This window comes from Neobacillus sp. DHD-1R, from assembly GCF_057747995.1.
Genome location: NZ_CM173232.1, coordinates 2,579,970 through 2,604,473, shown reverse-complemented (window position 1 = coordinate 2,604,473; position 24,504 = coordinate 2,579,970). Strand labels below are relative to the sequence as shown.

Here is a 24,504-nt window from a genome sequence, read left to right as displayed (position 1 = left end):
CATCTCTCTAAAAATGAAAACCAAATCCTCTGAGTTCTATGAAAAATAAAGTGTAATAGGTGTTTGAAGTCGAAAAACGGGTAAAGAATCAAAAAGGAAAGGACGAAATCTTTATGAAATATATAATTTTAAAAGGCAGGAGTCATATTGGAAAATATGGGTTCAAAAAGGTAGGGACGATCGAGGCTTCTTCCTTAGAGGTCGCGAGTGATCTCGTATTTAAGAAACTTAGAAGAGAGGTGAACAAAAAGAACAGAGAAACATACATACTCATTCCTGACAGCGAGAAAATGAATTTAACCAGTCATCCTATTCTTCCTATAGATGGTGTTCCCTACAGTTTGTTCACGTATTGGGAACCATAACCCCCAAGCAAAGCATAAAAAATGCCAGGCACCCTCCAGTATTGGATAGTACCTGACATTTATTTTACTTATTAATTTTATCTATATATATTTCAACTAAATTAGTTCAAGACCTGTTCCTTTTTCGCTATAGTTTCTTCCTTCACTACTGATAAAGTCGAGTATTTCTCCTGAACAATTAAGATGGAAATAGCAGCAATGATTCCTGGAATAGCAAATGCCAAGAAGTTCATATTCACTGGAAGATTCATTGATAATAGCATTCCTCCCATAAGTGGGCCTGCAATGCCCCCCAAGCGGCCTATTCCCAATGACCATCCTATTCCACTCGAACGCATTTCACTTGGATAATATTGAGAAACATACGCATTGGCGATAATCTGCGTTCCTATCGTAGCAGCTCCGGCAATGGCTACCAGAACTAACAATGCAACCATATTGGCTTTAAATCCTAACAAAAATAAGGATGCTGCTGCCAAAAGATAAAATAAAATTAATACGCTCTTAGGGTTCCACTTATCAGCTAGCCAGCCTCCTCCAATTGCACCAAACATAGCTCCAAAGTTCAATACAAATAAGAACAATAGACTTGATCCAAGTCCATACCCGGCGTTTGCCATAAGTTTTGGTAACCACGTATTCACTCCATAAATCATTAATAAACACATAAAAAATGAAACCCAAAACATTAAGGTACTTAATGCACGTCCTTTTGTAAATAATTTCATAACTGGGCTTCCCTTTTCTTGGTGAGCAACTATTTCAAACTGATCCTCTTGTTTCATCGTAAAAGCAGGATCCACTTTTGTTAACAGTTCTTGCATTGTTTTAGTTTTCTTCTTATTTAATAAAATCGTTGGTGCTTCGGGTAATGATTTATACATAAACGGTAATGCCAGTAAAGGTAGTGCACCTACAAAAAAAACAGATTGCCATCCGAATTGAGGAATGAGAAAAATAGCAATCCCAGCTGCAAACATTCCACCAACAGAATAGCCGCTAAACATTATTGATACTAACGTGCTTTTTAAACTTTTAGGAGAATACTCTGACATGAGTGCTATAGCATTTGGCATCACTCCACCTAGCCCTAAACCTGCTATAAAACGGTAAATTCCAAATTGGGTTGTATTAGTAGAAAGTCCTACGAGAAAAGTAAAAAGACTAAATAAGGCAACACAAAAAATAATTACGTTTTTCCTACCAACCTTATCTGCAAGTGGGCCAAACACTAAGGCACCCAGCATCATACCAATTAAAGCATAACTTCCTAAAGCCCCAGCTTGAGTCGGTGTTAAAGACCATTCTTTCATTAATACCGGAACCACAGAGCCAAACACAACAAGATCATAGGCATCAAACACAATACAAAAAGCACACCAAAATAATACTGAAGCATGAAAGCGGTTGAATTTTGATTCATTAATGACTTTCCCAACATTAATTGAGCTCATATAAATAACTTGCTCCTCTCCACTTAGAAAATAAAAACAAAGGACCATGTAAAGTTACGCTTTATTATGGATTTATGGACACGAATAGTCAGGTATTATATTTTGATAGATTCGTTGTGGAGAATGGCTCTAGTTTGGTGTGGTTTTTCTGGTCTTGGATAGATTTATTGGAATCTTAGAAGTTTTGACAATAAGAACTATTCATCTGTTTCTGTACTATTTATGAACTTAAATTCTACATTGAAGAGAAACCATTCAAATAAAAACATCGTTCTACCTCCAGGACGGTCATTTCTATTTATTTACCTGATAAAATTCTGATGGGATTGGTGCAAATTGTCTCCGATGATAAAGCAACGGGTCTTTTTTTTCTGATTGCATATCAATGACTTCACCAATTAAGATAATATGATCTCCGGCTTCCACGGTTTGAAAGTTTTTACATTGAAGAACAGCATATGCCCCTTCAATGATCGGCAATTGATGATCCGATAATTGCCAGTTACATGTACTAAAGCGATCTACATTTTTACTTGCAAATGTCTTACATAATTCCTGTTGATCACCGGCTAATAAATGAACAGCAAATTTACTGCCTTCTGTAAATGCCTGTAAAGTTGAAACTCTGCGATCGATACTCCAAAGGATAAGTAGAGGATCGATCGAAACAGAAGCGAAGGAATTTACTGTCAGACCAACAGGAACCCCTTTATCATCAACTGTTGTTAAAACTGTAACCCCTGTCGGATAATTCCCCATTATTTCCTTAAATAAAAACTGACTTTCTTCCTTATTCATCTTAACTCCTCCTTCTTTGTAATTCGAATATTCAGAATATAAATTGCGCAATTACTCGGCAAAAATGCTGGACTTCAGACATTTTCCCCCTATCGCCTAAGTTACTCATTAGTGTGCCTTTCGGTTGATTAAATACCAAGAGTTGCCGATATTATGAACCTTTCCATTTCGCTTTAAAATTCTTAGTTTTTTGTAAACAGCAGATCTTATTCGATCTTCTTTCACAGAGGGAGTATTTTTATAAAAATGATTACAAGAGGTAAGTATTTTTTTCGCGCTTGCCCCTGGATGCTGCTCTAGAAAACGAAAGACTGCCTCTTCGACACTCATTATTTTTTTCACCTCATTTTCTGCTTAGACAAGGGAGATAGGCTTCCTCCCTTGTCTGCCCTTTTACGTTAGATCATGGATTCTACTTTGATATTTTGTCCTTCAAAGTTAGGCATTACTTGGGTTGCAAATCGCTCCATAGCTGCCTTTGTTTCCTCATGGGACAGGCCGCCAAAATCGAAATATATAATAACTTCATCAATTCCTGTTTCTTCTATTTCTTTTAACTTCGCTGTGACATAGTTCGCATCACCAACAATAATGCTAGTTTCGCTCAAATCTTCAATTTGCATATTGTTTAGTTTTTCGACAATGTCAACAAAATAACGAATATGTGGTGGAGCCGTTTTTGGGTCACCAGGGAAGGCAGGAACCAACCCTCTAAAATATTTAAGCATCCGCGTTTTCGTACGCACGACTTCTTCTTCAGATTCCGTGACATTTAAGAAAAAGGAACACTTTGCTTGCTTGTTTTCAAAACCATGCTTAGCAGACTCCTCTTTAAACTTATTGACCGCTCCGGCAACGCTTCCAAATACCATCGACGCTGCAAACGGAGCAAAAATAACATTTTCACCCATTTCTGCTGCTTTTAAGACAGACGGTTCACTGAAAGCGGCTACATAAATCGGCGGGTGAGGATCTTGAACAGGTGTAGGCGTTAACTCAATTTCAGGGAATGCATAGTATTTTCCGTTATACGAGATAGAAGGCTGTGTCCACGCCTTTTTAATAATGTCTAACTGCTCAAAAAAGATTTCTCGGCTATCATTGAAGTCTACTTGGAACACATCATATTCCCGCTTATCGTACCCTCTTCCCGCTGAGAAAATCGCTCTTCCATCACTTAATAAATCAAGCAAGGCATATTCTTCGGCCATACGAATTGGGTGACTAGCTGGTAATAAAACCGTAGCTGGCGCAAGTTGAACTTTACTTGTTCTTGCTGCTACATGTGCTAAGAAAACAGATGGAGACGGTAAAACACCTAAAGCACTAAAATGATGCTCCGGTACCCATACTGAGTTAAATCCTAACTCTTCGGCATACACGCACTGTTCAACAAGATCAAGAATCATTTGGTTTGAATTTTTTCTTTCATCTCCATAAATACTTGGGTTATCCGTCAATGTAAAGTAGCCAAATTTCATTTTTATTCCTCCTTTTTGTTAAACTATGGTTAACTGCGTTAACGATAGGTTACTAATTAACAATATATCTGAAAATTAAAACAAGTGTCAACCACTTTTTAGATTTTTCTGTAAATTAAGTTGATTTTTTTTTTAATGATAAAATATAAATACAAGAAAGAAGGAAATGAGGTTTACTATATGAGTACCAACGAGGAAGAAAAAAAAGGGATTCAATCGATTGAAATAGGGTTTTCAATTGTAAAAGTTGTTTCATTAGCAGAGAAAGCATTAACCATAACAGAACTATCCAATTTATGTAATATGCCAAGAAGCCAACTTTATCGGTATCTAATTAGCTTATGCCGGATTGGATTTCTAAAAAAGGGACAGGATTTACGTTACTCATTGGGGAGTGAATTACTTGCTATCGGAGTACACGCGATGGGAAAAGTAGATATTCACCTGAAGGCCCTTCCCTATATAAAAAAGCTAAATAATATATTAGATGAAACTGTAGCACTAGCTATCTGGGTCGAAGAAATAGGCCCTATATTTATCGGCTGGGAAGAAAGTAAAAAACCGATAAATATTAATGTTAAAGTGGGTTCTGTCGCTAAATTGACAACTAGTGCAACAGGAAATGTATTCGCAGCGTTTTATCCTGAAGAAAAAACACGTCATTTAATTAACAAAGAACTGGAAGAAGGTCTGCTATCCGACTCAGCATTTGAGTCAATCTTATCCTTTGTCAAAAAGGAGAATTATGCCTATACAGAATCTTATATACCAGGTATTACCGCAGTAGCGGCTCCTGTGTTTGATCAGAAAGCAGAACTAGTAGCAGCCTTGTGTGTCATTGGATTATCCGAAGCAATCGACATTTCAAAAGGCTCCAAGGTTACAACTGAACTCCTTAAAATTTCACATGAATTATCAGAAGACCTAGGGTATCGATAAACTAGAAAACTATTCTAACACCAAAAGAGTCGGCCAATATGAAAAGGCCGACTCTTGCTTACTAAATTAGAACTATCAATGTTAAATTTATTAAACCTGTCAAGCGGTGGGGTTGTCAGCTTTTTGTTAATCCATATAACGATATTCCCTCAAACTATTTAAAATGGAAATTTCCTGTAATAGTTCTTTGCCAATATTCGTTTCTCTTACCTTTTTTCTCACCAATTCTTTATCTACTACTCTTTTTACAGATAATACATCCGCCCCGTTACACAATACATCATATCTTGAACGAAATTGCTTATGCGCAACCAATTGCATGCCGTAGGAATTATAAAGTAGTGTATACCCCGCTATACCGGTTACAGATTGATATGGTTTTGAGAAACCGCCATCGATGACAATCATTCTTCCATTCGCTTTAATGGGATTCTCTCCCTCAATTTCTTTCACTGGTGTATGGCCGTTGATAATATGACCTTGCTGAGGGTTGAGATCAAATTCAGCAAGGATTTTTTTGCAAATTTCTTCATTCTCACGTAAATAATAGTAAGGGTTCTTTTTCTCCTTATGCGTTTCCTTCTCTTTAATAAAGTACCTTTCAAAGGTGGTCATTGCTCTTTTTCCAAAGAGGGATGAGTATTCTCCGGTCCATAAATACCAAACCATATCTGTTGCCAGGTCATCCGTCATTTCTGGGTGTTCAAAAGAATAGCGTAAATTATATTCAAACGTATCAAGTAATTCACGGCCTGCATACGTTTTATTCTCAATCGTCATTTTTTCCATATTTCCTTCTTCATCTAAAGGAATGCACCCATGAATTAACAAGTTACCGTTATATTTCAAATAAAGGCTGCCTTTTTTCATTAGGAATTTCATATGCCTAGCCAGCTTTTCGGAATGCTGCACAGAAAATAACAATTTTTCTATTACTTGTTCTTCCTCATCTAATAATTGATCAGGCTGCTCTGGATTAACCGTTGCAAAGCAAGTATTTACTAACGGGTAGGTTTTCCCCTGTATGGTTATTTCGTTTTTTTCATAATCAATTTTCTCAAGCAATCGCCTTTCTGACATATTAAAATACGGGCGCCTCTTGATGATCGGGATTTCCAGTTTGAATTGAATCATGGCGATGGCTTGATGAATTTTCGTAATTTGCAATTGTTCATGCTCAGATAGACTTTTATCAGATTGGACCTTAGGTCTAAAAGCTGGATTGTCTTCATAGTACTCTTCCGCTAGATTAAGTAATGGTCTTAGATTGATTCCATATACGTCTTCAATAATATCCAAATTGTTGTATCTGGCACAAATACGAATAATATTTGCCAGACATACCTTTGATCCAGCAAAGGCACCCAGCCATAAGACATCGTGGTTTCCCCATTGAATATCAACCGAATGGTAACCGATTAGTGTTTCCATAATTTTATCGGGCTCGGGTCCACGATCGTAAATATCACCTACTACATGAAGATGGTCGACTACTAGTCTTTGTGTCGTATAAGCAAGACCTATGATCAGTTGATCAGCCTGAGCCAGGGTGATGATCTGCTGGACAATTTTTGAATAATAATCGTCCTTATTGGTGGAATCCTCTTTTTTGTAGAGCAGCTCTTCAATGATATACACAAACTGATTCGGCAAAGCTTTACGTAACTTAGAGCGTGTGTATTTAGAGGAGGCATAAGAAATGAGCTTAATCATTTGCTCTATAATATCTGTATACCACTGGTTTAATACTTGTTCATTACCACAATGACTTTTAATTAACTTGAGTTTTTCCTCTGGGTAATAAATTAATGTGGCAATTTCATTTCTTTCATATTCAGATAAACTATCTTGAAACAGATCATTGATTTTCTCTTTTACCTTCCCTGAACCATTTCTTAATACATGTTGAAAGGCATCATACTCCCCATGTAGATCACTGACAAAATGTTCAGTCCCCTTTGGCAGGTTTAAGATGGATTCAAGATTAATAATTTCTGTTACTACTTTTTCTGCACTATCATATTTCTGGGCCAATAAATCTAGATATTTTGCGTTCAAAGATAAATATCTCCTTTCAAACTTGACTGCCATTAATCATAATGACAAATTTCATTAATACTATTATAAGGGATAAATAAATATATTATATCGTAATATCTTTAACCATAAAACCTATCCTGTATTTTTGCTGTTTGCGAGCTAAAGCGGAAAACACCCTATTGTGGTTCATTATTTTATTAATTTTCAAAAAACTTATAGGAAAAGAATCTATATTGGTATAAAATAATTTAATATTAAGATCATGGCAAGGAGGATTTAAAATGTTTGGGATTTTTAACTTCGAGGTCTTTTTAGTTTCAGCGATATTGTTGAATTTAACTCCTGGTACTGACACCATGTATATTGTGAGTAGAAGTATTTCTCAAGGTAGAATGGCAGGGATTTATTCAGCCCTTGGTATTTCCGCTGGAATTGTGGTTCATACGTTACTAGCTGCATTTGGACTATCCGTTATTTTAACGCAATCCACTTTTTTGTTCAATTTAATCAAAATAGTAGGTGCCATTTATTTAGCTTATTTAGGTATTAAGATGTTAATTTCAAAAAACACAGTGAAAGAACAACAATCATTACCAAAGCTAAGCAATAAAAAGATCTTCCTACAAGGACTGGTAACGAACGTCACTAACCCAAAGGTTGCTTTGTTTTTCCTAGCTTTTCTACCGCAATTTATTCATACTCATGCTGGTGTTTCCAGCCCTATACCGTTTATTATTTTAGGACTGACCTTTACCATGACAGGTGGAATATGGTGTTTAATTACTGCCTATTTTTCCTCCATGGCAACGAATAAACTAAGAGGGAATTCCAAAGTTTCAACTGTTTTAAATAGATTAACAGGAATTGTTTTTATCGCAATGGGAATTAAATTATTAAAAACGAAAGCAGCATCATAAGTATCAAAGAGCATTGAATTCAATGCTCTTTTTTTGTCCAATAATATAAAAACTGTTAGACCTGATAAATAGATAAGGCATTTAAGGACTTGACTTGGAGCCTCCGTGGGTACGATTTGAATTGAAAGGCTGATGCAGTTGTTTCATCATGCAGCCAATCCTATCATACCCACCCTCCAAATAAAGTCCTATGTTTGTTAAGGGTGAAAACTATAAATATTTACTGAAGATAATAAGTAAACAAAGTTAGAAAATATGCTGTTTTTGTTTCGTTATTTACGATGAATACGGTCAAAGATCATACTAAATATAAGTTCACTGTCTAGTAAACTCTTTCCCTTTCCTGAAAACGGATATAAAAAGCAGTTCCTTCACTGTTTGATTCCAGATCGAGAACGGCACGATGACGTTCGGCGACACTATAGCAGATGGGCAGACCCAAGCCAGTCCCATAATCTTTGGTAGTGAAAAACGGCGTCCCAATCATTTCGAGCAGCTCAGGTTCGATGCCGCAGCCTTGATCTTCGATTTCTAACACTACATCCTGCTCCTCAAGATAAGTCTTAATTGTCAATTCCCCGCCAGCAGCCATCGACTCAAGGCCATTCAAGGAAAGATTAAGAATCAGCTGGCTAATTTCTTTTTCATCAAGCTCAAGCCTCGGGACTTCCGATAACATCAGGGTGACCGTTTTATCCGCCAGCAGCGCTTCTGCCTTGATTAATGGGTAGAGTCCCTCAATAATCGGATTCAGGTACTGCCACTTCTTATTGGATTGCTTGTTTTTCGCTAAATTGAGAAATTCGGAAATAATCGAATTAGCCCGGTCCAATTCAGACAGCATTAAATCAATATATTGGTTAGATAGATTGTCGTTGCTTTTTTTCGATAGCTCCAAAAAGCCCTTGACGGTAGTCATCGGATTCCTGATTTCATGCGCAATCCCTGCCGCCATTTCGCCAATTAAATTGAGGCGGTCCAGGCGCGCCATTTTCGCTTCCAATTGTTCAAGTTCGGTTACATCGGTAATCACACTGAGAACACAACTTTCCCCATTCACCCCTATGATTTCTGTAGCCAATATGCCCTGCCGCTTCACTCCTGATTTGGTTTGGTAATGAATCTTTTCATTTTGCAGGGATTCTTTGTAACCAACAGGTAAAACCTCCTGCTGCCGGCCGATGACTTCCTCGGCGGTATAACCGGTAAATTTCAGCCAGCTTGCATTGACGTCCAAGTATCTGTCGTCTGTCAGCGAACGAATTTCAATTAGGCACGGGCTGGATTGAAAAATTTTATAAAAATGCTCCTTCGACAGGCGCAGGTCTTCAGCAAATTGTTTCCGGACGTCAATTTCCTTTCGCAGTTCTTCTTCAAATTGCTTGCGGACCTCGATTTCTTTGCGGAGCTTTTCGTTGGCAATGACAAGTTCATTCGTCCGCTCTTCCACCAGCCGCTCAAGAAGCTCGTATTGCTGCTTCCGCTCGGTAATATCGCGCAGCGAACAAACGTAGAAATGCTCATCATGGATAACAGCCTCACCGATTTGCAGCTCGACAGGAAAGTGGCGTTCATTTTTATGCTTAGCAACAGCCTCAAGCATTTTTCCTACGCAAGATCCAATGGAATCCCACATTGTTGCAAAAAGATCCGCCATTTTAAGTCCTAAAAATTCCTCTACCGAATAGCCAAATAAACTTTGGCCTGCTGAATTGACCGATATAACTGTCCCTTCCCGGTCAAATGTAATAATCGTGTCAATAAGCGTTTCCCCTATCACTCGGGCCAGTTCTTCATTTTTTTGTAAATCAAGGGTAGTCTTGTTCAGCTTGGCGTTCACATCAAGAAGCTCCTGCTGCCGCAGCATTTCCTTCCGATCATGGTTTTGATGGATTTTAACAAACTCCTGAACCTTTAACTGTAACGTCTCCGGATGAAACGGCTTAAAGATATAATCAACCGCCCCCAAGTTATACCCCTTTAGGACATGCTCGGTCGTTTGACTGATGGCCGTAATAAAAATAATCGGAACAAACTTTGATTTTCCCCGCGCCTTAATCAATTTTGCGGTTTCAAAGCCGTTCAGTCCAGGCATCTGTACATCTAACAAAATCACGGCAAAATTCTCCTTCAGCACGCATTTCAACGCTTCCTCGCCAGATCCTGCCTTCACTAACCGATAATCCGGCGATGCTAGAACGGCCTCTAATGCGAGCAAATTTTCTGGACGGTCATCGACCATTAAAATATTGACTTGATCCACAGATGGGGGATTATGGATGGACTTTACGGTAGAGTTTCTCATTTGAATCGACTTCCTCATAGTAATTTGCGATATCGGTAAACAGGATTCCCTCCTTACTTCCCAAGCCAAGGAATCCCGAAGCTGATAGACTTTCATGCAGCAGGTGCAGCACACGGTTTTGCAGCGATTTATTAAAATAAATCATGACATTACGGCAAATGATGACATGAAATTCATTAAACGATTGGTCTGTAACTAAATTATGCTGAGCAAACACTACATTTTCCGTAAGAAAAGGGTGGAATGCGGCGCTTGACTCCCGGGCTACATAGTATTCGGAAAAAGCACTCGTCCCGCCTGCCTCTAGGTAGTTTTTCGTATAATTTTTCATTTTGTATAAGGGAATCATCGCTTTTCTTGCCTGCTCCAGGACTGCCTCGCCCATATCGGTGGCGTAGAGTCTTGTTTTTTCATAAAGGCCTTCCTCGTGCAGTAGAATCGCCATCGACAAGACCTCTTCACCCGTCGCACAGCCGACATGCCAAATCCGAATCCTGGGATAGTTGCGCAGGAGCGGAACAACCTTTGTCCGAAACGCTAAAAAAAACGACGGATCGCGGAACATTTCCGTTACATTAATAGAAAAATCGTAAAATAACCTGCGCATCATCAGCGGGTCGTAGAAAACTTTTTGCTGGAGGTCCGAAATGCCTTCCAACTTCTCCGTTCGGATTCGATATTCAATCCGACGCATTACAAAAGGGGCGGCATAATTGCGGAAATCAAATCCATATAAACGATAAATCCCCTCGAGGAGCAGATTCATTTCGATCTTTTCAATTTCACGCTTGTCGAATGATATTAATTTTTCCATCTATAAATAAACCTTCCTTATCGATATAGCCAAACTCGCATAATGGAAATAAGCTGCTCTATATAAACGGGTTTGCTAATATAATCAGATGCTCCGGCTTCGATGCATTTTTTGCGGTCACTTTTCATTGCCTTCGCGGTAAGGGCAATGATTGGAAGATTCGTATATTCAGGCATCTGGCGGATAGCAGTAATCGCCTCAAACCCATCCATTTCCGGCATCATAATGTCCATCAACACAAGGTCAATATCTGGATTTTCTTGCAGAACATCGATTCCTTCCCTGCCATTTTCCGCAAACACCACTTCGACAAAATGGCTTTCAAGCGCTGTGGTTAAAGCAAAAATATTGCGCATATCGTCATCGACAATTAGGATTTTCATCCCTTCAAGCGACTCTCTTTCGTTAATGTCCGGCTGTGGTTCTTCAACCGTAACAGCTGCCTCAAGAGTTGCTGGTTCAATTGGTAAACCAGGGATATATAATGTAAACGTACTGCCTTCGCCGACTGTACTGTCAACCGTCAGATAGCCCCCTAAAAGCTGGGCCAATTCACGGCTAATTGAAAGCCCCAAGCCTGTGCCTCCATATTTACGGCTCGTCGTCCCATCGGCTTGTTGAAAGGCCTCAAAAATTAACTTTTGTTTCTCTTGTGAAATGCCAATCCCTGTATCCTTTACCGAAAAAGCAATCAGGGTTTCGACCTGATTCTTTCCCTTTTCCTCCGAAAAAACAGTTTGCTGCGTTTTCTCAATCTGCAGCAAAATCCTGCCCTTCTCCGTAAATTTGAAGGCATTTGACAGCAAATTGATAAGAATTTGCTGGAGCCGCTGGGGATCGGTATGGATTAGATCTGGCAAAAATGGGTCAAGCAGAATGGAAAAGTTTAGTCTCTTTTGCCGTGCCAGCGGGGAAAATTGTGACTCGAGTGATGCCTTTATTTCTTGAATCTCTGTTTTCTCCAGTAAAATCTCCATCTTCCCGGCCTCAATTTTAGAAATATCAAGGATATCATTGATTAACCGCAGCAGGTCATGACCAGAGGAGAGAATGGTTTTTGCATATTCAACCTGCTTTGACGTTAGGTTATCACCGATGTTTTCTGAAAGCATTTGTGAAAGAATCAACAAGCTATTTAACGGTGTCCGCAGCTCGTGTGACATATTGGCAAGAAACTCGGATTTATATTGTGAACTCATCATTAATTGCTGCGCTTTCTCCTCGAGCATATTTTTAATTTTTTCAAGTTCATGCGTCTTTTGCTCCGAGCTTTTGAACTGCTCCTCAAGCTGTTCATTAACGGTCCGTAATTCTTCCTGCTGCAATTGCATCTCTTCCGACTGACTTTGCAGCTCTTCGGTAAGGGTTTGCGATTCCTGCAGCAATTTTTCCACCTGCATATGCCTTGAGATACTCTTTATATTGATGCCGAGATGGCTCACGACTTCCTTAAGCAGCATCTGTTCAAGCCGAGTAAATGGTTTAAATGAAGCGAGTTCAATGACTGCAAGCACTTCACCCTGATATTCAGCAGGAATGACAAGGATACTGTTCGGGTGAGCTTCGCCACTGCCGGATGAAATTTTTATATAATTCTCGGGAATGTCATCAAGCGAAATCGGCCGCCTATCAAGAGCACATTGACCAACAAGCCCTTCGCCAACTCGGAAACTCTCCCGCCCAACCGGTTCATCCTGGTAGGCATATGACCCATATTTTTGAAAAACGCTGTTTTCCTTCATATAAATAATCCCGTAGCTTGCCCCGACAATCGGCGTCAACTTTGTAATAAAAAGCTGTGATAATTCTTTAAGGTGGTTAATGCCAAGGTACATCGTGGCGATTTCGGCAATATTTGTATTTAACCAGCTTTGTTCCTCAGCGGCATTTTTTAATTCTTTTTCTTGTTTATTACGTTCCTCAAGCACCTGTGCCATTTCATTATAGGCAATTGAGATCTGTCCCATTTCATCCTTCGTTTTTACCTTGATCCGCGGCAGACGGTCCCCTTTGTCAAAAGCACCCTTTGTGAACACAGACATAACTTCGTTTAAATTTTTGGTCATACCCCTTAAAATAAAGAAAGAAATCGCCGCGGCCAAAATAAGAACGACAATACCAAAGCCAAAAATAAATTTGATGGCGGTGGAAGTGGTAGTGTTTGCCAGCTTAAATTCGCTTTGGATTCCATCCTCCTGAATGGTCTGCAAATAGGTGGAATCCTTTGTCATTTTATTAATGACATCCCACGTATCATACCAGAATAGCTTCCTTGCTTCTTCCTCCTTGTTTTGTTCCATCAATTCATTGGTCCTTGTCTCCAAGTGACGAAGTTGGAGGATTAACGATTGTAAATCAACAATGACTTTCTGCGACTTTTCTCGTTTGTCGAGCATACGGAGAGACTCAATGGCATGATTTGCGTCCAAGATACTTTGTTCCTTATGGTCTTGAAATTCTTTTAACAGGTCAGCCGGCGGATTCGCCAATATGCCCTTGGAATCACTGCGATACCATTGGAGGGAATCTTGTATCTTGTAGACAGTCTTTTCCAGTTCGTAGTTGTGAATGGCACGCTTCATATTCGTGTTCAACTGATTCATCAGCATGATTAAGAACAACTGAGAAGCTATAAACAGGAAAATCAGTAAGCCAAACCCTAAATACAATTTTGTTTTAAATTTCATAATTATTTTTTCACCGCTCTGCTAAGTATGTTTATCGTGAAACGCCGTTTCATTTTTATATTCTCTAGTTTACTATTAACTCATAGAAAATTACTAGATTAATAATCAGACTTTTCAAACATGTTTTAGCAAATTCTTTCGACAAAACTTGCAAAAGAATTTTGTTTGAGTATAGAGTTTGGCGTTCCGCCGTTCCGTTTGGAACCTTGCCGATAGTAACCGCCCGCTGCTCTACCAAAAACCGAATTGAAATCAATCCTTTTCGGCAAAATAAAAAACACTCACAAACATTGATATATCAACATAGTGAGTGTTTTATCGTTTTCCATTGTAGTAAGCCGGCGTGCCATAACCTGGGCATCTTCACCAGTTGTCCTGCTTTTCGGGCAGTTAGGGTCTTTCATTCGTTAAAAGTTTTCTTTTAAAAGGGTGAAAGTTTTAAGAAGTTCGCTTTCATTAATCGCTATTCTATTTGTTAAATCTTCCGTTCTTAAAACAAATTAAACTATCAATATTTCTCAATGTCTAGTAGGAAATCGACTTTTTTATTTTGTCTTGTTCAAGTAAAGCACCTTTTACTTTAAATACAATCCTTCACATTGTCTTTGATCAGTTGTATTTGAATCATTTTAAGGTCAAAAATTATTGGGTCCGAAAGGATTTTCTGGTGGATATTCCTCTAACTTCTCGGCTATTCTTTCATCAGGTGAAGTCGCCCCAGATTTTTTGTCAAAATAAATCGCTATTGCGGCCAAAATAATGATAGGTGTAAATGTATAAATCCAAATCATCATAATACCTCCAAACTATCCAACGAATTACTTATATTATATTAAAAATTGTAAATATTTTCGCATAATTTTTGGAATTCTTTAACTTTTTCTATTTGCTTTTTGTTCAACTTTAATACATCAAATGTTATTAGTGTTGTTAAAAGAAACATAATTTTCCTTTTCTTGTTAACCTGCCATGTTAGTTGAATAAGAAAAGGGATCGCCCAAACAATCCCTTTCTGAACTCAAGCCCCCAGTTAAATTAAGTGTAGAGTTTCATAATCTTTAACTGCTACCATGTTGTTAATAGCACTAAACAGAGCTTTTACTGACGAGGTCATAATATCAGTGTCAATTCCGCAGCCCCAATATACAGCTCCATTCTTTGCAGTAATTCCTACATAAGATACTGCGTTTGATCCTGAGCCAATTTCTAACGCATGCTCTTTATAGACCAAATCTGTATAGTCGATACCTAGTTTGGTTTGAAGAGCGTTGCTGATAGCATCCAATCTTCCATTCCCCACACCAGAAAATTCATGTTCTTCATTATTCATCCGGATCGATACAATCGTTTCGTAATGACCATTTTGAGTGTATTTGTAACGGATAAATTCGACTGGGGTGTTAATATTCACATATTCGCTGATGAAAATGTCATAGATTTCATTCGGCGTAAGTTCCTTGTGCTTATAATCTGACACATTTTTCACACTATATCCGAAGCTCTCACGCATTTCAGAAGGTAGATCAATTCCATATTTTTGCTGAAGGATATAACCGATTCCTCCCTTTCCGGATTGACTGTTAATTCGGATGATATCTCCTTCATATTCTCTTCCAATATCCATAGGATCAATTAATAGATAAGGTACAGCCCAATACTGCCGTTCTTTTTCCTCGCGCCACTTAAAACCTTTGGCAATGGCATCTTGATGGGAACCTGAAAATGCAGTAAAGACAAGTTCACCGCCATATGGATGTCTTTCGTGAACCTTCATTCTTGTTAATTTTTCATATTTGGAAATAATGACAGGGATATTTTCAAAATTCAGCTTTGGATCTACCCCGTGTGAAAACATGTTTAATGCAAGCGTTACGATGTCCACGTTGCCAGTTCTTTCTCCGTTTCCAAACAATGTTCCTTCAACTCTTTGTGCTCCGGCAAGCATTCCTAGCTCGGCATCTGCTACTCCAGTTCCTCTGTCATTGTGTGGATGAAGTGATAGAATTACATTATCTCGATAGCTTAGATTGTCACTCATATACTCAATTTGACTTGCGTAAACGTGAGGCATGGACATTGATACAGTAGCAGGCAGGTTGATAATTACCTTGTTATCAGCTGTTGGCTGCCAAATATCAAGTACCTTTTTGCAAATTTCAAGCGCAAATTCCACTTCTGTACCTGTGAAGCTTTCAGGAGAATACTGAAATTGGAAATTCCCTTCGGTTTCACCGGCATATTTCTTAAGCATTTTTGCTCCAGTTACAGCAATTTCGATAATTTCTTCCTTGGATTTTCTAAATACTTGCTCACGCTGTGCCATAGATGTGGAATTGTACAAGTGCACCACTGCTTTATTCGCACCCTGTAACGCTTCAAATGTTTTTTGGATAATATGTTCTCTTGACTGTGTCAAAACTTGAATTGTCACGTCATCCGGAATCAAATTTTCTTCAATTAATGTGCGTAAAAAAGCAAATTCGGTTACCGAAGCAGCTGGAAAACCTACTTCGATTTCCTTGAAACCTACTTGTAAAAGCAACTGAAAATATTCTAACTTTTCCTCTAGACTCATCGGGACGACCAAAGCCTGATTTCCATCGCGAAGATCGACACTACACCAGGTAGGAGCTTCTGTAATATACTCCTTCTCTGTCCATTTCAAGCTTTGCACTGGGGGCATAAAGTAACCTCTAGAATATTTATCGATATTTTTCATCTTGACTCCCACCTTTTCATATATAATTTTTAGTTTATTTACAAATAAAAAAGCCCCGTCTCTAAAAAAATAGAGACGAGGCATTGCTCGCGGTACCACTCTAATTGATTAATTATAATAAAATTAACCCACTCATATTCGGTGGCCATCACCACCTATCTTCTTAACGGTAGAAAACCGACATCCCCTACTGATTATGTTCAGGGAGTAGCTCTTGGATGAGTTCAAAGGTTATAACTACCGATTCTCACCGACCATCGGCTCTCTGACAAGTTTATAATTCCTTTTACTATTTCCAATCTTTGCTTATTATTATTTAATTTAATACGATAATATATCGATAAACTCGAATTGTCAATATTAATTAAACGAAAATAAAGATTATTATGAATTTATAACACTTAGAGGGATTTCTAGTTTTCTAATTTGGATTAAAAGCCTTCAAATATATAACGTCATGTGTAAAGCCTCTGCAATACATAAAACTCTTCTCCAGAAAAAAATCTTTGGGGGAATTACTGATAAACAATCTTTGCTTTCTAATTCTTAGATGTTCTCAAACAACGCAATGAGAATACTAGCTTAGATTTTAGACAATTGGTTGGATTGTTTCACTTTCTTCTGCATCGAATGGAGTGTTTCTCTGCCAAAAAATGCATCCGCTTTACTTTTTATTTCTTTTAGCATTACATCATTTTCAGCTAATGTTTCTCTAATTCTTTGAGTAAGTTGTAAGGCAGCCTGCCCCGTTATTTGTTGGGCTACCCTTTCAAGGAGCACCTTGGTATCAACCGAATATTTTTCTGCAAAACTATGACACATTACCATATTCATCCGAAGTTCCTCACGATATTCAATTGTAAATGCCCTCCTAATACACCCTCTTATACCAGCGTATCCATATGAAATCTCTGACGCCGCTCTGTAAAATAGGACTTTGCCATCTGCATGACTTGATTCTGGATGTAAGCGAAATTCAGTTATTAATGACATTAGTTTTCGTACGGTTGGTTTTGCAGCATCCATTGAATTCCACCATTCCAGCAATCTCCGTCTCTCGTCCATATCCATTCCTAATGGCATATTTTGCACGTTTCTAGCTCCCCTCAGAGTCGTGGAATTGCTTGGATATTTTCGATACGTGAATGTATCTCGTGCCATTTATCCCCTAATAACTCTTGACTTAATCTGATAGCCTCCCTAATCATTTCACCAATTTGTTTGTTCAAATATCGGCTTTGCTCTACTAAATAGTAAACTTCAGGTGCTGCCCCTTTTACTGCCATTTCAAAATTTGGATGTAATTGTTTTTCACTAATTCTTAATGTATCGAGTTCAAAAACAAGCATTTCATTTGCTAGGGGAATAGATTCTCCTATTCGTAGTCGATAAATGGTTCCCTGTATTGAATCAAATCCATAACCAATATCAGCAACTGATGCATGGTAAGGATTAAGGCCAGGGTTCGTTCTCAAAGAAGGAATAGATCGAAAACCAGTGGTAATAGAGCATACCACCTCTTTTGCAGCCATTCCTCTTTCCATTACTTCATAGATGGCTTGAAGATATGAATCCCTTTGATAGAAGTAATCCTCTTTAAACGTATATGTCATAAATGTATTCTCCTAATAAAACATGACCAGGTAGCTGTGTCTGAAATGGCATAGCATATCCCCTCCCAGGGCTCTCCTCTAATATATGATATTTGCTCCATTTTAGGTTTATGTTATGGACAGGAGTGGATTTTAATATGAATTTCGTCAAAAAAAAAATCTAGATACCTAATTATTTTCCTCAAAAGTTTTTAAATTAAATGAAGGTTATTCCTAAAATCAGAGGAAAACGCTGCCCATAACTTATCTTCAAACGTATATTTAGCCATACAAAAACTGCACCTCAACTGTTAGATTTGTGTCTAACAATTTCGGTGCAGTTCATTTCTGGCCTGTGACTGGCACTTGTTTTATTTATTCATGATCGTTATTGAAAAATTATACCCACTGAATTGAATCGAACTCCCCATGTGGATGGTTTTGCAATTTGTATCTTTTATATTCATACTCTAACCTTGATAGCGGTAATTCGTACAGCGGTTTGTCCTCTTTCTTAAATACATTAAAAAAAATTAGCTTATTGATAAGTTTTTGTCTCTTCTTTTCCACGTTATTTTTCATAAGAAACACTCCCCCAAATTTATATGCTTTATTTCTTTTTCTTTAAGAAAGATTTAACCGTTCTATTTATCAATCTAAGAAATTTTCATTTGGTTCGCTTTTATATTGTTGTTAAATTTATTATAAACATATTATTCCTACCTGTAAAGTATGAATTGATTTTAAATGAAAGAAAAGAAGAAAAAAGGGCTTATTAACCGATTATTCTTCAATACTGGCAGTGGAGGGATTGGATCTAATTTTTCAATGTTTTTCCCCTAGATTGTAAAATCAGGGTCAGTCCCCCGGCGCATTAAAGCTTTAGCATACTAGGGAACTGACTCACTGGCCTTATGAGAAAATCACAAAACTCTAATTCAGATACTAGTAAGCCGCTTCTTCCTAACAATTTATAGTTTATTACAAGACCCCTTTTCTAGTTATTTTTCAGATGACATACCAGGTCTTCAGCACTTTCGAGGACTTGTTCGTTCGTTAAGACGCGCACTCCCTGTGTCGTAAAAGTGGGCAAGAACCGCATGCCGGTCAAGTTGGCTGTTGCCTGAAAGGGTTTGGTTAACTCGCTTATGCTGAAGTGATTGTATCCGCCAGCTTGATAAGCTTCTTCAGGTCCACCTGTTGAAATTACTAACATAAACTCTTTGCCGCGTAATTTCGTTCCTTCTGACCCATAAGCCCAACCGTAAGTAAGAACTAAATCCTGCCATTGTTTTAACAAAGCGGGTGAACTATACCAGTAGAATGGGAATTGCAAAACGATACGATCATGTTCCAATAGTAGCTGCTGTTCTTTTTCCACATCAATCTCAAACGTTGGGTAATGTGCATATAGATTATGGACCGTAACATTTTCTTCTTGTTGAAGACGGTTCATCCACGTTCTATTTACCTTCGATTGTTCCAAATTTGGATGGGCTATAATAACTAATGTTTTCATCATGATCACCTTTCAATTGTTTGTACACGTAAACAAAAATCATTAAAAGGTATTTCAGTAGAAGAAATACCTTTATTTATATTTTGATTAAGCTTCTATTAAGGAAGGTTGAAGAACGTAATTTACATATGCTTTTGCATTTTCTTCAACTTGTTCATCTGTGACATGCGTAACACCATTCAGCACAAATAACGGCATAAAACGGGTACCTATGAGGTTGCTTGTTTGTTGTAAAGGCGTTGTTAAAGTCTCCATGGTAAAATGGTTATAGCCAGTAACCTGATAGGAATTTTCTGGTCCAAAGGTTGAAATCGCAAGACCTAATTCTTTACCATGGAGCTTGTCGCCGCCTTCGCCATATGCCCAGCCGTAGGAGAGCACTTCATCCTGCCATTGTTTTAACAAAGAAGGCGTGCTGTACCAGTAGAATGGAAATTGAAGAATAATACGATCATGTGATTCTAATAGGCTTTGTTCGTGTGCTACGTTTATTTTTCCGTCTGGATATGCTTGATAAAGAGTATGAATCGTAATTTCTTCGTGTTTTTTTAATTCCTGCATCCAAGTGAGGTTAATTCGAGATTGTTCCAAATTAGGGTGGGTAATAATTACAAGAGTTTTCATTAGTAAGTCTCCTTTTGTCTTTTTCTTTTCTAGTTTGGATTACACATATTGTTTCATTAAGAGAATTTTTACATTTGTACATACAAATGATGTTACAAAAAAATTTTACTTTTCTTCATACAAAATTTCTGTTTCAGTTTGATTTTCGTACATACTATAAAACGTATTTGCAATATTTTCAGGTGAGAAATAGGTTCTTTCTTGGACAAACCCTTTAATCGTTAATGTTCCAACATAAATTCCTTTAGGGCTCAATTCTTGGTGCAAGCTGTAGGCTAAATTGCGAATACCTGCTTTACCAACCGCTAATGAAGCATAGTCAGCATAGGGATGAAGAGCTAATCCTCCGCCCGTTAATAAAATTGTTCCATTTTTCATATGGGGAATCACTTCTTTTACACTGGTAAGAGCTCCAGCGACACTGATTTTAAAATCTTCCACTAATTGACCCACGCTTAATGTTGTTGGTTTGCCTGGTCTTCCTGCAGCAGCATTATATAAGAGTACATCAATTTTTCCATAAGTTTTAATTACCGCATCAATGGCTGTTTTTAAAGATTCTACTGAAGATGCATCCCCTGGAAAGCCTTTTGCGGTAATCCCATCATTGTTAAGTTCATTTTCATATTTCTGTAATGATTTCATATTGCGGGAAATCAAGGCAACATTGAAGCCTTCTTTTCCGAATTTCCTTGCTGTATTTAAGCTAATACCTGGTCCAGCACCGACAATTAGCAATATTTTTTCTGACATAATTAAGCCTCCTATATATTTGTATATACAAATGAAGGGTTAAAAAAATTACAGTTCTCTTTCTAACTTATTGCTCGCTTCATGAAGAGTTTTACTTAAATCTTTACTGAACTCACGTCCTAAGATTTCGGAATAGCTGTTAAACAATTCTTTTAAAGAAACCCGAAACTCCAGGTACACCTTTTCTCCTTCTTCAGTTAAAGAAATCAGTGTTTGTTTTCCATCCATTTTCCTGGTGACCAGGTTTAATTTTTCAAGTTTATCAATAAACCTCGTACTTGTGGAAGGTGCAATAGATAACTTCTGACATAGTTCCTTCTGTGTGATTTCCGGATGGAACTTCACAACCATTATCATGTAATGATATGAAGGAGCAAGGTCACCAAAATCAAATGTCTTTTCGGTTAATTTTGTTATATTTCGAGCAAACCGACTAGCTGTAAAGTAAAGACAATGTATTAATACCTGTTCTTCTTCATTCATGTAATCAATCCTTTTTTTCATTTGCATATACAAATTAACACGATATTACCTTAAGGTCAACTAAATCGTATTTCTTGTTTTTATCACATCATATATGCGTGCGGACTGCCAGCTTATGCTTTACAGCCCAAAATGTTGTTTGGCGAGTGCTTTGAATTTTACGTAATCAATGGACTCTTTAGTAAGAACTCTGTCAGCCCATTGGGTAAATGTGGTATCTGTTAAGGTTATATTTCCGTTCTGAGTAATTCATGTGATTAATGGATGTTTGTTAAATGAAGATTTCGGATGTTCGGCAATTATGGTTTGTATGGCATTCAAATCCGCTGCATCATCAATTGAATTCCTAGAATCAAAAACATAGCCAATTTTCCAATCTCTATCTTGATGTTTTAGTTTCATTTCCAAACAATAGTCCCCATATTCATGATTAACTTTTTTAATTCGAAACTCCCCATTATCAGTAAAAATAGTCTCACCGGATAACGGAACGGGTTTTAACGGTAAATTCCCACCAAAGCCCGTATCAATTAAATACATTTGATCATCGTGTTTTAGAAGCACCGTTACGTGCGTTCTTCCAAGTTGATTGTACTTCCCCGCAGCATGATTATAAACGACACCGTCTGTTAAGACTGCGTTAAATCCATTTTCTTTTAGGTAGAAATACAAAAGCGAATTTAATTCATAACAAAGGCCGCCTTCCTTTCTTTCTACTATTTTGTTTATTAAATAGGGTCAGACCCCCAGTGCGTTAAAGCGTTAACACGTCGGGGGTCTGACCCTTGAGATTTGTTTATTTATATACTAATATCCCGCCGTTGGAAAAATACGAAAGTCAGGATCATGAAAATAGCATAATAAACTGCCAGAATTGCCAGTGATATCGGCAGTGTAATGTCTCCCAAAATCTTATCCTGCAACGCATAAATGGTTAAATCGAGATGCGGAAAAATTAAATATTTTGCCCATTCATATTTTTCTGCCAGAAACACAATTAATCCGCCAAGCGTGGAAGAGATAAACAGGACAAAGATTCCAATTCCTACCGCCAATGCCTGACTTTTAAATAAAGTAGAGAGCATAAAGGCAATGGCCGTTATAACCAACAAACTCGGAAGGTAGTAGGCAATCTTAAGGAAGAACTGCGGGCCGACTTCTGCTTCCTTCTGCCCGTCTATAGCCATCTCAAAGATTTTCGCTGTAAAGTCACCATTACCAAATATAATCAAACCAACAAGATATCCAGCAGTAATAAGTGTCGCTACAAGAATAAGCGAATAGATCATTAATGATAGATATTTGGACATGAGAATCGCCCATCTCTGATGCGGTCTAATTAACAGCTGCTTAATCGTTCCGTCTGCAAATTCAGAGGACACACTGGCACTACAAACAATCACCGCCAGCAAAGTCACCAAAGTCGTCATGCCGTATACAACATTATTCATAAAATGCCAGTTACTAAATGCATTGGGATTAATGTTTTCATCCAGATATTTCTGCTTTTGTTGAATTTCATTAGTAATAAACCGTTTTTCTTGATCAGGTGCCGTTTTTGCATTCTCTTGTAACTCAGCAATCTCAGCCTTCATACCAACCTGCCAATTCGGATCTGGTTCACCTGATACTTTATGGGAGATAATCCCCCCCACAATGACTGCGAGTACTAAGATGATCAGATATATCCAGCTGGATTTTTTTTGAAACATTTTCATAAGTTCATTTCGAATTAAGGCAATCATTGCATTACACCTCCACTCTCCTTTACTTCTTTGTTGGTTATTTTTAAGAAACGGTCTTCGAGCGAAACGGTTACCCTGCTGATGCCATATACATCAATATCGTTTGAAATTAATAGCTTATTAATGGCACTTATCGTAGCTTTTTCTACATTGGCTGAGAATTGGTCGTCTGCAAGAACCTTGAAATGGGTATCTTCAAATTGTCCTTTCAGCACATCAACAGCTTTTTGGCTGCTGCTTACCTCAAAAATAACTTCCGTCTTTTCGTCTTCCTCCATCGTTTCTTTCATGGAAGATATATGTATTAGTTTACCCTTTTCAATAATAGCAAAACGATCACACATCAGCTGCATTTCAGCTAAAAGATGGGAGGATACCAGAACCGAAATTCCTTCCTGTGCGAGGGTGTGTAAGTAATCTCTAAAATCTCTAATTCCTTGAGGATCCAATCCATTTGTAGGCTCATCGAGAATTAACAGTGACGGGTTATGTAATAACGCCTGAGCTACCCCTAGCCTTTGCCTCATTCCAAGTGAATAGGTCTTAACCTTTTGGTAAATGGCATCTTCCAATTTTACTAATCTAGCAACTTCCATAATCCGCTCATCTGACACTTCTTTAATGGCCATATTCGCATAATGCTTTAAATTCTTGTACCCACTCATATACTTGTAAAATTCCGGATTTTCAACAATCGCCCCAATTTCACTCATTGTCTCTTTAAATTGTCTATCAAGATTATGGTCATTTACACGAACTTCTCCATCTGTCCGCTTGATCAAGCTGACAATCATACGGATAATAGTTGTTTTCCCTGCTCCATTGGGACCCAAAAGGCCAAATATTTCGCCCTTTTTTATACTGAAGCTTACATCATCTACTATCTTCTTATTGCCTATGACCTTCGTTAACGATTGTACTTCTAAAGTATTTACCGCCATACCTTCCTCCTCTTTCTTTTAAAAATGATATCTCTATAACAACTTACCTTCAACACTTCCTAACAGTATATACGAATAATGAAACAAACAGTTTCAAATTTACATTAACTTTAAATTTTTAATAACTTCAACTAGAAATGTTCCTGCAAACCTTGAATAGTCATTAAGATTAACAGGAACTGTTTTTATTGCAATGGGAATCAAATTATATAAAATGAAACCAGCAGATTAAGTATCATAAGCATTCAATTCAATGCTTTTTTTTGCCAAAAAAAAATAAAAAGCTATCCTGCTGTTGGATAGCTTCAAATAAATTGTATTAGATTTT

23 protein-coding genes and 1 other annotated feature are annotated in these 24,504 nt (G+C 37.8%); of the genes, 3 read left to right on the top strand and 20 right to left on the bottom strand.

Features of this window, described 5'->3' with window-relative positions:
• Window positions 1–113 precede the first annotated feature (113 nt).
• Window positions 114–365, top strand: a complete 252-nt coding sequence (locus AC3ANL_RS12540; protein ID WP_488329532.1) for a hypothetical protein — start codon at window positions 114–116, stop codon at window positions 363–365.
• Window positions 366–466: 101 nt separating this feature from the next.
• Here the strand turns inward: AC3ANL_RS12540 and AC3ANL_RS12535 are convergent, their stop codons facing one another.
• From AC3ANL_RS12535 to AC3ANL_RS12520, 4 genes are all read right to left on the bottom strand, one after another.
• On the bottom strand, window positions 467–1,819 hold the full coding sequence (locus AC3ANL_RS12535) for an MFS transporter (RefSeq protein WP_488329531.1): 1,353 nt from the start codon (window positions 1,817–1,819) through the stop codon (window positions 467–469).
• 294 nt (window positions 1,820–2,113) lie between these two features.
• Window positions 2,114–2,617, bottom strand: a complete 504-nt coding sequence (locus tag AC3ANL_RS12530; protein WP_488329530.1) for a flavin reductase family protein — start codon at window positions 2,615–2,617, stop codon at window positions 2,114–2,116.
• A gap of 108 nt (window positions 2,618–2,725) precedes the next feature.
• Window positions 2,726–2,947: a hypothetical protein gene (locus AC3ANL_RS12525; RefSeq protein ID WP_488329529.1), complete on the bottom strand. Its 222-nt coding sequence runs from the start codon at window positions 2,945–2,947 to the stop codon at window positions 2,726–2,728.
• A 68-nt stretch (window positions 2,948–3,015) separates the two neighbouring features.
• Complete coding sequence (locus AC3ANL_RS12520; protein WP_488329528.1) at window positions 3,016–4,098, bottom strand: LLM class flavin-dependent oxidoreductase; 1,083 nt, start codon at window positions 4,096–4,098, stop codon at window positions 3,016–3,018.
• A 180-nt stretch (window positions 4,099–4,278) separates the two neighbouring features.
• Between AC3ANL_RS12520 and AC3ANL_RS12515 the strand changes: the two genes are divergently transcribed.
• On the top strand, window positions 4,279–5,037 hold the full coding sequence (locus AC3ANL_RS12515; protein WP_488329527.1) for an IclR family transcriptional regulator: 759 nt from the start codon (window positions 4,279–4,281) through the stop codon (window positions 5,035–5,037).
• Between the two features lie 126 nt (window positions 5,038–5,163).
• On the opposite strand, the gene AC3ANL_RS12510 is transcribed toward AC3ANL_RS12515, so the two are convergent.
• Window positions 5,164–7,095 (bottom strand): fructose-1,6-bisphosphatase, encoded by a 1,932-nt coding sequence (locus AC3ANL_RS12510; RefSeq protein ID WP_488329526.1) that lies wholly within the window; start codon window positions 7,093–7,095, stop codon window positions 5,164–5,166.
• A gap of 263 nt (window positions 7,096–7,358) precedes the next feature.
• Here AC3ANL_RS12510 and AC3ANL_RS12505 point away from each other — a divergent pair, with 263 nt between their 5' ends.
• The gene (locus AC3ANL_RS12505) at window positions 7,359–7,994 is read left to right on the top strand and encodes a LysE family translocator (RefSeq protein WP_488329525.1); all 636 of its coding nucleotides are present in this window, start codon (window positions 7,359–7,361) and stop codon (window positions 7,992–7,994) included.
• 322 nt (window positions 7,995–8,316) lie between these two features.
• Here the strand turns inward: AC3ANL_RS12505 and AC3ANL_RS12500 are convergent, their stop codons facing one another.
• From AC3ANL_RS12500 to AC3ANL_RS12430, 15 genes are all read right to left on the bottom strand, one after another.
• On the bottom strand, window positions 8,317–10,299 hold the full coding sequence (locus AC3ANL_RS12500) for a PAS domain S-box protein (RefSeq protein WP_488329524.1): 1,983 nt from the start codon (window positions 10,297–10,299) through the stop codon (window positions 8,317–8,319).
• A complete protein-coding gene (locus tag AC3ANL_RS12495) occupies window positions 10,268–11,113 on the bottom strand; it encodes a CheR family methyltransferase (RefSeq protein WP_488329523.1) in 846 nt (281 codons plus the stop codon). Before AC3ANL_RS12495 ends, AC3ANL_RS12500 begins: the two co-directional genes overlap by 32 nt.
• Before the next feature lie 17 nt (window positions 11,114–11,130).
• A complete protein-coding gene (locus AC3ANL_RS12490) occupies window positions 11,131–13,800 on the bottom strand; it encodes a response regulator (protein WP_488329522.1) in 2,670 nt (889 codons plus the stop codon).
• Window positions 13,801–14,435: 635 nt separating this feature from the next.
• Window positions 14,436–14,594: a hypothetical protein gene (locus AC3ANL_RS12485; RefSeq protein ID WP_488329521.1), complete on the bottom strand. Its 159-nt coding sequence runs from the start codon at window positions 14,592–14,594 to the stop codon at window positions 14,436–14,438.
• Window positions 14,595–14,830: 236 nt separating this feature from the next.
• Window positions 14,831–16,519: a 2-isopropylmalate synthase gene (locus tag AC3ANL_RS12480; protein ID WP_488329520.1), complete on the bottom strand. Its 1,689-nt coding sequence runs from the start codon at window positions 16,517–16,519 to the stop codon at window positions 14,831–14,833.
• 68 nt (window positions 16,520–16,587) lie between these two features.
• Window positions 16,588–16,831 (bottom strand) — a binding site (T-box leader).
• Between the two features lie 270 nt (window positions 16,832–17,101).
• Window positions 17,102–17,602 (bottom strand): hypothetical protein, encoded by a 501-nt coding sequence (locus tag AC3ANL_RS12475; RefSeq protein ID WP_488329717.1) that lies wholly within the window; start codon window positions 17,600–17,602, stop codon window positions 17,102–17,104.
• 23 nt (window positions 17,603–17,625) lie between these two features.
• On the bottom strand, window positions 17,626–18,132 hold the full coding sequence (locus AC3ANL_RS12470) for a hypothetical protein (RefSeq protein WP_488329519.1): 507 nt from the start codon (window positions 18,130–18,132) through the stop codon (window positions 17,626–17,628).
• A gap of 378 nt (window positions 18,133–18,510) precedes the next feature.
• The gene (locus tag AC3ANL_RS12465) at window positions 18,511–18,693 is read right to left on the bottom strand and encodes a Fur-regulated basic protein FbpA (protein WP_488329518.1); all 183 of its coding nucleotides are present in this window, start codon (window positions 18,691–18,693) and stop codon (window positions 18,511–18,513) included.
• Between the two features lie 415 nt (window positions 18,694–19,108).
• Window positions 19,109–19,630 carry an NAD(P)H-dependent oxidoreductase gene (locus AC3ANL_RS12460; protein ID WP_488329716.1) on the bottom strand — a complete coding sequence of 174 codons (522 nt, stop codon included), beginning with the start codon at window positions 19,628–19,630 and terminating at the stop codon, window positions 19,109–19,111.
• An 87-nt stretch (window positions 19,631–19,717) separates the two neighbouring features.
• Entirely contained in the window at window positions 19,718–20,254 is a 537-nt protein-coding gene (locus tag AC3ANL_RS12455; protein WP_488329517.1) for an NAD(P)H-dependent oxidoreductase, read from the bottom strand.
• A gap of 105 nt (window positions 20,255–20,359) precedes the next feature.
• On the bottom strand, window positions 20,360–21,007 hold the full coding sequence (locus AC3ANL_RS12450; protein ID WP_488329516.1) for an SDR family NAD(P)-dependent oxidoreductase: 648 nt from the start codon (window positions 21,005–21,007) through the stop codon (window positions 20,360–20,362).
• Between the two features lie 48 nt (window positions 21,008–21,055).
• Window positions 21,056–21,490 carry a MarR family winged helix-turn-helix transcriptional regulator gene (locus tag AC3ANL_RS12445; RefSeq protein WP_488329515.1) on the bottom strand — a complete coding sequence of 145 codons (435 nt, stop codon included), beginning with the start codon at window positions 21,488–21,490 and terminating at the stop codon, window positions 21,056–21,058.
• Between the two features lie 249 nt (window positions 21,491–21,739).
• On the bottom strand, window positions 21,740–22,162 hold the full coding sequence (locus AC3ANL_RS12440) for an arylamine N-acetyltransferase (RefSeq protein WP_488329514.1): 423 nt from the start codon (window positions 22,160–22,162) through the stop codon (window positions 21,740–21,742).
• A 128-nt stretch (window positions 22,163–22,290) separates the two neighbouring features.
• Window positions 22,291–23,235, bottom strand: coding sequence for an ABC transporter permease (locus AC3ANL_RS12435; protein WP_488329513.1), 945 nt, complete (start codon window positions 23,233–23,235; stop codon window positions 22,291–22,293).
• Entirely contained in the window at window positions 23,232–24,176 is a 945-nt protein-coding gene (locus tag AC3ANL_RS12430) for an ABC transporter ATP-binding protein (RefSeq protein WP_488329512.1), read from the bottom strand. The genes AC3ANL_RS12435 and AC3ANL_RS12430 overlap by 4 nt, the downstream gene beginning before the upstream one ends.
• Window positions 24,177–24,504 lie beyond the last annotated feature (328 nt).